Raw genomic sequence first — 10,684 nt, 5'->3', positions numbered from 1 at the left:
CCCCCCCCCCCCCCCCCCCCCCCCCCCCCCCCCCCCCCCCCCCCCCCCCCCGCGGCGGCCGCCCCCCCCCCCCCCGCCCCCCCCCCCGCCCCCCCCCCCGGGGGGGCCCCCCCCCCCCCCCCCCCCCCCCCCGGCCGAGGCGGAAGCCGCGACCGCCGAATAGTCCCGCTTTTTATCGCTTACGGAACGGCGGGCGCTTTGCCCGCCGTTTTATTTCGTCGGAGCTATGACGCGGCCCGATCAATAGCCTGCCGGGCAGCGGGCGATGTAGACGCGTCCATAGCGATCGCGATAGCGGCACTGGCCCCTTTCAGTGGCGCGGCCGATCAGCGCGCCGGCGACGGCGCCGACAGCACCACCAACAACAGCTCCCTCCACCGGATCGTTTGCAACGGCAGCGCCGACAGCAGCGCCACCCAGGCCACCGACCGCGGCGCCCTGTTCCGTCCGGGAACAGGCTGCGAGCGAGGTTGCCAATACCATCAGGACTACCAGTTTCTTCATCGTCGCTCCTCCCCAATGGGGTTTTCCGTCCTCGCCCCACATCGTCTAACTCGCAACCGGGCGATTTGATCCAAGGACAAGGAAGAAGGGTGGTGGCAGACAGCCGCTCTCTGGCGGCGCGACCGCCATCGAACGGCTTTTGACGCCGCCGCTATCGGCTGAACGGGATCAGCGAGCGCACCCCGGGATTGCGCAGGAAAAAAGGCCGCCCCACAGAATGAGGCCGAGGTAGACGCCGAACAATGTGTGCGAGAACAGCGGGCTGCCAAGACGCGCGTGGGTCGCGATGGCGCCGCCGAGATACGCGGTGAGCAGGACGGCGCCGAGCACCGAGGTGCGCGGCACCGCATAGAGCGCGGCCGAGACCAGCCCGATGATGCCGAGCATGCGCGAGACATCGGGATCGGCCGGCCAGCCGAGCTGCACCATGGTCTGGGTGACGACATCGAGCGGCGGCAGCTTGATGACGCCGTCGAAGATCATGAACAGCACGATGAGGGCGCTGAGCCCTCGGCCGGTCCACAGCGCGCCCGGCGTGACGGATGCTGTTTGAGACATGGTCATTGGTCCTCCGGTTGTTTCGAGCCCTCTCGGCGAGGGTCGAACCAAGGACGCGGCGTGAGGCGACGATCCGACACGCCTACGATCTTTTGAGCGCACGGCGCTGCCATGAGCTTGGGAGCAAACCCTAGGAGAAATAGTATTTTTCGGCGGGGATCATTTTTGGCGGCGCCTCGCCGAGCGCCTCGAACACCGAGATTTCACAGACGCGGCACAGGCCGTCGAGGGCGAGGTCGTTGGCCTCGGTGCCGAACGGGTCCTCGAGTTCCTCCGAGAGCGCGTCGAGGCCGAAGAAGGTGTAGGCGATCAGCGCCGTGAACAGCGGCGTCGCCCACCCGGCAGTCGAGGCGAGCCCAAACGGCAGCAGCAGGCAGAAGATATAGGCGGTGCGCTGCAAGAGCAGCGTGTAGGCGAACGGAAGCGGTGTTCCCATGATGCGCTCGCAGCCGGCCTGCGCTGCGGCGATTTCAGCCAGGCGCTCGTCGAGGATGCGGTAGCCCATGACGTCGATCGAGCCGGCCCTGTATAGCGCGGCGGCTCGCTCGCCCATCCGCCGCACCATGGCGTCGGGCGGGTTGGCCAGCTTGGCGGCACTTTCGGCCTCTTCGCCGATGAACGCGCGTGCTTCGGTCGTGGCATCCACCCGCCGAAGCAGCCCGCGCAGGAAGTGGCAGAAGGCGATCGCCTCCATCAGCAGGCCGCGCAGTTCCGCCCGGTTTTCGATCAGTCCGGTGCTGGCGCGCGCCAGATTGCGAATGTCGAAGACAAGCTGGCCCCACAGCTTGCGCGCTTCCCACCAGCGGTCATAGGCGGCGTTGTTGCGGAAGCCGAGATAGATCGACAGCGCCACACCGAGCAGAGCGAACGGCGCGGGGCCGGCATTGCCGAAGTCGAGCTTCAGTGCGCTGACCGCCAGCACCACCAGCGCGCCATAGACGCCGAAGCCGAAGATCTGCGGCAGGATACGCGGCACCACCGAGCCGCGCATGATGAAGAACAGATGCAAGAATCCCGGGCGCGGGCGAACGATCATCGAAACCCCTTTCACGGACCGGCAATGATCCTGATCGGTTCCATTGTGCGATGCAATACACGCACAAGCCCAGCTGCCAGCGACATGGCGATGTCGTCTTGCCGGCCTGGGGCGAGCACGTTATCGAAAGTCCGCAAGATATTCGGGAGCAATCGATGGCCGGCGAGACCGATCTGAACAAACTGCTGGCAACGATGATGCCGGAATTGCGTCCCGGCATCCACGTCTTCGCCACACTGCCGCGCGATGCGCCCGTATCGGACAGCCTCGAGCCGGTGATGCTGTTTCGCGAGCGCGAGGGGACGACGGTGATCGCGCTAGAGGAGGAAGCCGAGGCCGCTGGCCTGGAGATCGTGTTTCGCTGCCGCATGGTGACGCTGAACATCCATTCGTCGCTGGAGGCGGTAGGCTTCCTCGCCGCCATCACCACGCGTCTTGCCGCCGCCGGCATGGGCGTCAATCCGGTCTCGGCCTTCTACCACGACCATTTGTTCGTCCCGGCCGATCGGGCGGAGGAGGCGGTCGCGATACTGACGAAGCTGGCGGAAGAGAATCGTGGGTGAGGCGGGCGCCTTGTGTCTGGGAATGTGGGCGCTGCCCCTCATCCCCCTGCCGGGACCTTCTCCCCGTAAAACGGGGAGAAGGGGCTAACGGCCAAAGGCCGAGGCCGCGACCGCGGGCCGCCGGTTGTCCGGCGCCCCCGCGGAGGGCCCGCCGCGGCAGCGGCGATACGGCCCGCGAGCGAAAACTAAGCCGCCTTCTTCTTCGGCTGGATCAGCCCGCGCTCGATCAGCAATTCGGCGATCTGCACGGCGTTGAGTGCCGCGCCTTTGCGCAGATTGTCGGAGACGATCCACATCGACAGGCCGTTGTCGATGGTCGAATCCTCGCGGATGCGCGAGATGAAGGTGGCGTCCTCGCCGGCCGAGTCCAGCGGCGTGATGTAGCCGCCGTCCTCGCGCTTGTCGAGAACCTGGCAGCCCGGCGCTTCGCGCAGGATCTCACGTGCTTCCTCGGCGGTGATCGGCTTTTCGAACTCTATGTTGACCGCTTCCGAATGGCCGATGAACACCGGCACGCGCACGCAGGTCGCCGTCAGCTTGATCTTGGGGTCGAGCATCTTCTTGGTCTCGGCGACCATCTTCCACTCTTCCTTGGTGAAGCCGTCATCAAGGAAGACGTCGATATGCGGGATGACGTTGAAGGCGATGCGCTTGGTGAACTTCTTGACGTCGACCTGGTCGGCGACGAAAACGGCGCGGGTCTGCGTGAACAACTCGTCCATGCCTTCCTTGCCGGCGCCGGAGACCGATTGATACGTGGCGACGACGACGCGCTTGATGGTGGCGAAGTCATGCAGCGGCTTCAGCGCCACGACCAGCTGCGCCGTCGAGCAGTTCGGATTGGCGATGATGTTCTTGCGCGTGAACAGCGAAATCGCGTCCGGGTTCACTTCCGGCACGATCAGCGGCACGTCCTGGTCGTAGCGGAAAGCCGACGAATTATCGATGACGACGCAGCCCTGCTTGCCGATCTTCGGCGACCATTCCTTAGAGACGTTGCCGCCGGCCGACATGATGCAGATGTCGGTGTCGGAAAAATCATATTGGTCGAGCGCCTTGACCTTCAGCGTGCGGTCGCCGAACGACACTTCCGTGCCCTGGCTGCGCCGCGAGGCCAGCGCCACCACTTCGCTCACCGGAAACCCGCGCTCTTCCAGTATGTTGAGCATTTCCCGGCCCACATTGCCCGTGGCGCCGACGATTGCAACCTTGAAACTCATCGAAATCTCCTGTCCTCTCCGCTCGGTTGTTGGAGAAAGCCCGCCGGCCGAAGCGGGTTTCAACCCCCCGGGCCGGACCCGGGAGAGGGTGGTTAGGCCAAGGGAATTAGACCGTTTTAGTGGTCGTTTTAGCCGTGGTTTTGCTGGAACGAGGAGACGCGCCGACGCGCCCGGCCCAATGGTTCGCATTGCGGCCGGGGAAGTCGAATGCAAGAAGCGCCATCAAAAGGCCGCGCATCGAAACTATCCCGTTCGGTGCCGGCTTTTACGCGGTTTAGGCGAAGAGTCAATCGCGACGCAGCGAGGCGGCTTGCCCTGTACAATGGCGGCGGCGCGAAGTACGTACGATTGGATCGTTTGGCTCGTGGCGCTCATGGTGCTCGCCGACGGATGACCCATTGCCGGGCATAAAAGAATCCGAATTCCGAAAGAAGCATATGTCCAATTTCGAAGCACTTGTCCCCGCGCTGGCAAAGGCGCTGGAAAAACGCGGTTATGTCGAGCTGACACCGGTGCAGAGGGCGGTTCTCGAGCTCGGGCAGGCCGATGCGCTGGTTTCGGCGCAGACCGGCTCCGGCAAGACCGTCGCCTTCGGGCTCGCCCTGGCGCCGACCCTTCTCGATGGCGCCGAGCGCTTTTCCCACGCCGCCGCACCACTGGCGCTGGCCGTCGCGCCGACGCGCGAGCTCGCTTTGCAGGTAACGCGCGAGCTCGAATGGCTCTACGAACTGACCGGCGCAGCGATAGCGTCCTGCGTCGGCGGCATGGACATGCGCACCGAGCGACGCACGCTGGAACGCGGCGCCCACATCGTCGTCGGCACGCCTGGCCGGCTGCGCGACCACATCACCCGCAACGCGCTCGACATGTCTGAACTGAAGGCAGTCGTCCTCGACGAAGCCGACGAGATGCTCGATCTCGGCTTTCGCGAGGATCTGGAATTCATCCTCGACGCTGCCCCTGCCGAGCGTCGCACGCTGATGTTTTCGGCCACCGTACCGCGCTCCATCGCCACGCTGGCCAAGGGCTACCAGCGCGATGCGGTGCGCATCTCGGCCTCCGGCGAGGAAAAGCAGCACCTCGACATCGAATACCGGGCGCTCAGCGTGGCCCAGCCCGACCGGGAAAACGCCATCATCAATGTGCTGCGCTATTACGAGGCGAAGAACGCACTGGTGTTCTGCAACACCCGCGCTGCTGTCAATCACCTGACCGCGCGCTTCAACAACCGCAACTTCTCCGTCGTGGCGCTTTCGGGCGAGCTGAGCCAGAACGAGCGCAGCCACGCGCTGCAGGCGATGCGCGACGGGCGCGCAAAAGTCTGCATCGCCACCGACGTGGCGGCGCGCGGCATCGATCTGCCCAACCTTGAACTGGTGATCCACGCCGACCTGCCGACCAATCCGGAGACGCTGCTGCACCGGAGCGGGCGGACCGGACGGGCGGGACGCAAAGGCGTCAGCGCGCTGATCGTGCCCAACAATGCCCGCAGGCGCACCGAACGGCTACTGCAAAGCGCCGGCCTTGCGGCAACATGGGCCAGCCCGCCCTCGGCAGACGACGTCCTGCGCCGCGACGACGAGCGGATCCTCGCCGACCCGGTCTTCAGCGAGCCTGTGACAGACGATGAACGCGGCTTCGTCAGCACGCTTCTCGACCAACGTGGCGCCGAACTGGTGGCGGCAGCCTTTGTGCGGATGTGCCGCTCCAGCCGCTCGGCGCCCGAGGATCTCCTTGACGTCGCACCGTTCACGCCGTCAGGCGACAGGCCCTCTGGCGATCGATCCGGCCGTCGCAACGAGGCGCCAAGCCGCCGCGACGATTTCGGCGACAGCGTCTGGTTCTCGCTGTCGGTGGGGCGCCGGCAGAATGCCGAGCCGCGCTGGCTGATCCCGATGCTGTGCCGGACAGGCGGCATCTCCAAGCGCGAGATCGGCGCCATCAAGATGCAGCCGGAGGAAACCTTCGTGCAGATCGCGGCGGATTGGGCCGACCGGTTTCTCCAGGCGATCGGCCCCGACCGCAAGCTGCAGAACAACATCGCGGTGAAGCGGCTGGACGGCACGCCCGACCTGTCGCGGGCCGGCTATCAGGAGCCACGGCCGGACAAGAAGCCGCACCGTGGCAAGCGGACATTCGACCAGAACGCGCCCAAATTTGAGAAGCGCGCACCGTCAGCCGACCAGCGCCCTGCCGCCTTCGAGGCAAAGCCTTGGGCCGGTAAGGCAGGCAAGCCGAAATTCGACAAGGCCGGACCCGCCAAGAACAAGAAATCGAAGAAGCGGCCGGCTTAGTTCCTCGACACGGTAATCTTAACAGGTCGGAGGCCGGCCGAGGGAACGTCGACCGAAGGCATGGGCGGCCTGCTCATAGCCGATGCACGGCGTCTTGGCACGCACCCCTTGCGGTCTGCCGCAACTTTGAACAGTCTGGCCAGCGGGACGAGGGGCAGGACATGCGCGGCGAAGTGCTTCACTATGACGAGGACCACGGCTTCGGTTTCATCACCGGAGCCGACGGCAACCGCTACACGTTCGCGCGCGAGGATCTGCGCCGAGAGGCGACGATAGGCAGGGGCACGGCCATCGAGTTCCAGCCGGCCGGCGGACGGGCACGCGACGTTTTTTCGATCCGTGCCAAGGCTGCCAGTCCGCCTGCCGCAACCGCCGCCCCGACTCAAACCGGCAATGCGCCCGGGGCGCCGCAACATTTCGGCCGGTCTGCTGAAAGTCGGCCCGCCGCGGCTACCGGATTGTGGGATTATTTCTGGCGGGGCGTGACTGAAAATTACTTCAACTTCGCCGGTCGTGCCCGCCGCAAGGAGTATTGGGGCTTTTGCCTGTTCTGGACGATCGCGCTGATTGTGGTCTTAGGCATGGGCCTCTTCATCGACGAAGCCATGGGCAATATTGACGAATTGCCGGCAGTGACGGTCGGTCTTTGCGGCACGTTTGTGCTGGCGACGATCCCGCCATGGATCGGACTGAACGTGCGTCGCTTGCACGACATCGGCCTGACCGGCTGGCTCTTTCTAGCGGTGCTCATTCCAACCATCGGCTGGCTGATCATCCTCGTCTTCGCGCTGATCCCAACGCAGGCCCGTGAAAACCAGTGGGGTCCAGTGCCGGCGGGCGTCAGGGCCTAGCAGCTCGACACAGTAATTTGGAGGGGCTGGAAGGCGGGCGACGTCGACCGCCACAGGCTCAGCCCAGGAACTTGGCAATGATCGCGTCGCCCATCTGAGTGGTGCTGACCTCGGTCATGCCAGGGGAAAGAATATCCCTGGTGCGCAAGCCCTGGTCGAGCACGGCGGCGATGGCGCTTTCCAGGCGGTCGGCCTCGGCCACCATGCCGAAGGAATAGCGCATGCACATGGCGAAGGAGGCGATCATGGCGATCGGGTTGGCGATGCCCTTGCCGGCGATATCCGGCGCCGAACCGTGCACCGGCTCATAGAGCGCCTTGCGCTTTTTCGTCCTGGCATCCGGCGCGCCGAGCGACGCCGACGGCAGCATACCGATCGAGCCGGTCAGCATGGCGGCGATGTCGGACAGCATGTCGCCGAACAGATTGTCGGTGACGATGACGTCGAATTGTTTCGGCCAGCGCACCAGCTGCATGCCGCCGGCGTCGGCCAGCATGTGGTCGAGCTTGACGTCGGCATATCTAGCCTTGTGGGTCTGGGTGACGACCTCGTTCCACAGCACGCCCGACTTCATTACATTGCGCTTTTCCATCGAGGTGACGTGGTTCTTGCGGGTGCGCGCCAATTCGAACGCAACTCCCGAAATGCGCTCGATCTCGAACGTGTCGTAGACCTGCGTGTCGATGCCGCGCTTCTGGCCATTGCCGAGATCGATGATCTGCTTAGGCTCGCCGAAATAGACGCCGCCGGTGAGTTCGCGCACGATCAGAATGTCGAGCCCTTCGACCACCTCCTGCTTGAGCGAAGACGAGGCCGCCAGCGCCGGATAGCAAATGGCCGGCCTGAGATTGGCGAACAGCTCCATGTCCTTGCGCAGCCGCAGCAGTCCGGCTTCCGGGCGCACCTCATACGGCACCGCATCCCATTTCGGCCCGCCGACGGCGCCGAACAGCACCGCGTCGGCAGCCATCGCCTTGGCCATATCGGCATCGGAAATCGCCGCGCCATGCGCGTCATAAGCGCAGCCGCCGACCAGCCCCTCATCGGTGACGAAACCACTGCCGAGCTTGTCGTTCATGGCGGCGATCAGCTTCTTCACCTCGGCCATCGCCTCGGGGCCGATGCCGTCGCCGGCGAGCAGGAGAAGATTTTTCGAAGCCATCGGAACCGTCCTAACTGTGGCGTGAGCCGCGGTCTTGCTAAACGCCAAGCGGCTCACGCGCAAGCTTTTGGTTCAGAGCATCTTGTCGATCCTCGTGCTCCCATCAGTCCTGCCGGACAGCGGGGGCTGTCCCGCCGACGTCGTACAAGCTTCTGCACCGCCGCCACGCTCAGGCCGTGCGCTTGAGCGCAGTCACTTCGATCTCGATCTTCATTTCCGGCTTGTTGAGCTGGCAGACGATCATCGTCGCCGCCGGCCTGATCTCGCCAAAGGCCTCGCCAAGGATCGGAAAGACGATGTCCACGAAAGCCGCGTCGGTGATGTAGTAATGCGCCCGCACCACATCGGCCATCTCGAAACCGCCGTCCTGCAACGCCTTGGCGATCGTCGCCAGGCAATTGCGCGCCTGCGCCTCGACCGTTTCCGGAATCGACATGGCCGCATAGTCGTAGCCGGTCGTTCCGGAAACGAAACACCAGTCGCCCTGTACCACGGCGCGCGAATAACCGGCGGTCTTCTCGAACGGCGAGCCGGTGGAGATCAGTTTTCGCATGGTTCCCTCGCATATTCCTTAGGCAATATTGAGCTGAAGAAGTGCCTTCCGGCCATGGGCCAGGCGGGACGAATCGACAGTGCAAAAACCGTGATAGGCAGGCATGTCGGCCCTGCGTTCGATCGCAGCGAGGTCGAGCGAGGCGGCTCGAACTCCTCAAGGCCCCACCAGCGGAACAGGCATCGGCCAACGCAGTGGTCTCCGTCCCTGAAGCCGAGCGGCAGCGAACGTCGATTGTTTTCAGCGGCGATTTCATGGCAGGGCGCAAGGACATTCGAGATTGGCCGAAACATCCTCCACTTCGTCATCCTAGGGCGAAGCAAGGAGCGAAGCGACGCGGCGCAGACCCTTGGATCCATGCCGTTACCTCGCGGCAGTGCTCCTGCGGAACCGAACGCTACCACCCCGTTCCGCGAAAAAGCTCGACCCATTCTGGATTGGTCTTCTCGATCAGTTCGATCTTCCATTGGCGCAGTGGTGGATACAAGCGCCGTTCTGAGCCGCAGCATTCTACGGCTGAAGTCACGGAATGGATCCCAGGGTCTGCGCTCCGCTTCGCGTCGCTCCGCCCTAGGATGACGAAGGCGTGGTGGCCTGTGGCTAATCGCCAACGTTGGAGATTGGCGGCTGGGGGCAGGCCGGCCACCAATGACCGCCTACCGTCCCCTGTAGGCTCAGTCAAAAGAGCCAAATCCCTCCGTGCAGAGAAACTGGCTAGCTACGACTGCGCGCCGCCAGCGTCCTCAGCCTCAGCGCGTTGAGGCGGATGAATCCCTCGGCGTCCTTTTGGTCGTAGGCGCCACGGTCGTCCTCGAAGGTGACCAGCGCGTCGGAATAGAGCGTCTTTTTCGACTTGCGGCCGGTGACGATGACGTTGCCCTTGTAGAGCTTCAGCCGCACCGTGCCTTCGACATCTTCCTGGCTCTTGTCGATCATCGCCTGCAGCATCAGGCGCTCGGGCGCGAACCAGAAGCCGTTGTAGATCAGCTCGGCGTAGCGCGGCATGAACTCGTCCTTGAGGTGAGCGGCACCGCGGTCGAGCGTGATCGATTCGATCGCCCGGTGGGCTGATATCAGTATGGTGCCGCCGGGGGTCTCGTAGACGCCGCGCGATTTCATCCCGACGAAACGGTTCTCGACAAGGTCGAGCCGGCCGATGCCGTTGTCGCGGCCGAGATCGTTGAGCGCGGCCAGCATCGTCGCCGGTGACAACTTCTTGCCGTCGAGCGCGATCGGATCACCCTTCAGGAATTCGATTTCGATCTCGGTAACCTTATCCGGCGCGTCCATCGGCGAGATGGTACGCTGATGGACGAATTCCGGCGGCTCGCTCCATGGATCTTCCAGCACTTTGCCCTCGGATGACGAATGCAGCAGGTTGGCGTCGACCGAAAACGGCGCGTCGCCCTTCTTGTCCTTCGGCACCGGAATCTGGTGCTGCTCGGCAAAATTGATCAGGTCGGTGCGCGACTTGAACGACCAGTCGCGCCATGGCGCGATGACCTTGATGTCGGGGTTGAGCGCATAGGCCGAGAGCTCGAAGCGGACCTGGTCGTTGCCCTTGCCGGTGGCGCCGTGCGCAACCGCGTCGGCGCCGGTTTCTTTTGCGATCTCGACCAGGTGCTTCGAGATCAGCGGCCGGGCGATCGAGGTGCCAAGCAAATACGTGCCTTCATAGACAGCATTGGCGCGGAACATCGGGAAGACGAAGTCGGAGACGAATTCCTCACGGACATCAACGATGCGGATGTCCTTGATGCCCATCATCTCGGCCTTGCGCCGCGCCGGCTCCAACTCACCGCCCTGGCCGAGATCGGCGGTGAAGGTGACGACTTCGGCGCCAAGCTCGGTCTGCAGCCATTTCAGGATGATGGAAGTGTCGAGGCCGCCGGAATAGGCGAGCACGACCTTCTTGACGGCTTTTGCTTTTGACATTTGGCTGT

The 10,684-nt window shown here is 64.2% G+C and carries 10 protein-coding genes; 3 read left to right on the top strand and 7 right to left on the bottom strand.

Annotated features, from left to right (window positions below):
- Positions 1–240: 240 nt before the first annotated feature.
- The 3 genes from AC0L3L_RS18200 to AC0L3L_RS18190 all read right to left on the bottom strand — a co-directional run bounded on the left by AC0L3L_RS18200 (position 241) and on the right by AC0L3L_RS18190 (position 2,098).
- The gene (locus AC0L3L_RS18200) at positions 241–504 is read right to left on the bottom strand and encodes a YMGG-like glycine zipper-containing protein (RefSeq protein ID WP_077380957.1); all 264 of its coding nucleotides are present in this window, start codon (positions 502–504) and stop codon (positions 241–243) included.
- A 168-nt stretch (positions 505–672) separates the two neighbouring features.
- The gene (locus AC0L3L_RS18195; RefSeq protein ID WP_473638612.1) at positions 673–1,068 is read right to left on the bottom strand and encodes a DoxX family protein; all 396 of its coding nucleotides are present in this window, start codon (positions 1,066–1,068) and stop codon (positions 673–675) included.
- 124 nt (positions 1,069–1,192) lie between these two features.
- Positions 1,193–2,098: a bestrophin family protein gene (locus AC0L3L_RS18190; RefSeq protein WP_473638611.1), complete on the bottom strand. Its 906-nt coding sequence runs from the start codon at positions 2,096–2,098 to the stop codon at positions 1,193–1,195.
- A gap of 155 nt (positions 2,099–2,253) precedes the next feature.
- On the opposite strand from AC0L3L_RS18190, the gene AC0L3L_RS18185 reads away from it, so the two are divergent.
- The gene (locus AC0L3L_RS18185; protein WP_473638610.1) at positions 2,254–2,661 is read left to right on the top strand and encodes an ACT domain-containing protein; all 408 of its coding nucleotides are present in this window, start codon (positions 2,254–2,256) and stop codon (positions 2,659–2,661) included.
- Between the two features lie 185 nt (positions 2,662–2,846).
- Here the strand turns inward: AC0L3L_RS18185 and AC0L3L_RS18180 are convergent, their stop codons facing one another.
- Positions 2,847–3,881 carry an aspartate-semialdehyde dehydrogenase gene (locus AC0L3L_RS18180; RefSeq protein WP_123148759.1) on the bottom strand — a complete coding sequence of 345 codons (1,035 nt, stop codon included), beginning with the start codon at positions 3,879–3,881 and terminating at the stop codon, positions 2,847–2,849.
- A gap of 437 nt (positions 3,882–4,318) precedes the next feature.
- Between AC0L3L_RS18180 and AC0L3L_RS18175 the strand changes: the two genes are divergently transcribed.
- Positions 4,319–6,175, top strand: a complete 1,857-nt coding sequence (locus tag AC0L3L_RS18175; RefSeq protein ID WP_473638609.1) for a DEAD/DEAH box helicase — start codon at positions 4,319–4,321, stop codon at positions 6,173–6,175.
- A gap of 161 nt (positions 6,176–6,336) precedes the next feature.
- Positions 6,337–7,026, top strand: coding sequence for a DUF805 domain-containing protein (locus tag AC0L3L_RS18170; RefSeq protein ID WP_473638608.1), 690 nt, complete (start codon positions 6,337–6,339; stop codon positions 7,024–7,026).
- A gap of 58 nt (positions 7,027–7,084) precedes the next feature.
- Here the strand turns inward: AC0L3L_RS18170 and leuB are convergent, their stop codons facing one another.
- The 3 genes from leuB to AC0L3L_RS18155 form a co-directional block, all read right to left on the bottom strand.
- Complete coding sequence (leuB, locus tag AC0L3L_RS18165) at positions 7,085–8,188, bottom strand: 3-isopropylmalate dehydrogenase (protein ID WP_473638607.1); 1,104 nt, start codon at positions 8,186–8,188, stop codon at positions 7,085–7,087.
- 169 nt (positions 8,189–8,357) lie between these two features.
- On the bottom strand, positions 8,358–8,741 hold the full coding sequence (locus AC0L3L_RS18160; protein ID WP_473638606.1) for a RidA family protein: 384 nt from the start codon (positions 8,739–8,741) through the stop codon (positions 8,358–8,360).
- A 714-nt stretch (positions 8,742–9,455) separates the two neighbouring features.
- Positions 9,456–10,676: an argininosuccinate synthase gene (locus tag AC0L3L_RS18155; RefSeq protein ID WP_473638605.1), complete on the bottom strand. Its 1,221-nt coding sequence runs from the start codon at positions 10,674–10,676 to the stop codon at positions 9,456–9,458.
- Between the last annotated feature and the right edge of the window lie 8 nt (positions 10,677–10,684).

The organism is Mesorhizobium sp. WSM4849 (genome assembly GCF_055811385.1).
Note: the sequence above shows the minus strand (reverse complement) of the source record. Positions and strands in the feature narration are given on the sequence as shown.

Bases quoted from the DNA above. Each gene is read 5' to 3' on its own strand.
- AC0L3L_RS18200 (WP_077380957.1), bottom strand. From the start codon at position 504: ATGAAGAAACTGGTAGTCCTGATGGTATTGGCAACCTCGCTCGCAGCC.
- AC0L3L_RS18195 (WP_473638612.1), bottom strand. From the start codon at position 1,068: ATGACCATGTCTCAAACAGCATCCGTCACGCCGGGCGCGCTGTGGACC.
- AC0L3L_RS18190 (WP_473638611.1), bottom strand. From the start codon at position 2,098: ATGATCGTTCGCCCGCGCCCGGGATTCTTGCATCTGTTCTTCATCATG.
- AC0L3L_RS18185 (WP_473638610.1), top strand. From the start codon at position 2,254: ATGGCCGGCGAGACCGATCTGAACAAACTGCTGGCAACGATGATGCCG.
- AC0L3L_RS18180 (WP_123148759.1), bottom strand. From the start codon at position 3,881: ATGAGTTTCAAGGTTGCAATCGTCGGCGCCACGGGCAATGTGGGCCGG.
- AC0L3L_RS18175 (WP_473638609.1), top strand. From the start codon at position 4,319: ATGTCCAATTTCGAAGCACTTGTCCCCGCGCTGGCAAAGGCGCTGGAA.
- AC0L3L_RS18170 (WP_473638608.1), top strand. From the start codon at position 6,337: ATGCGCGGCGAAGTGCTTCACTATGACGAGGACCACGGCTTCGGTTTC.
- leuB (WP_473638607.1), bottom strand. From the start codon at position 8,188: ATGGCTTCGAAAAATCTTCTCCTGCTCGCCGGCGACGGCATCGGCCCC.
- AC0L3L_RS18160 (WP_473638606.1), bottom strand. From the start codon at position 8,741: ATGCGAAAACTGATCTCCACCGGCTCGCCGTTCGAGAAGACCGCCGGT.
- AC0L3L_RS18155 (WP_473638605.1), bottom strand. From the start codon at position 10,676: ATGTCAAAAGCAAAAGCCGTCAAGAAGGTCGTGCTCGCCTATTCCGGC.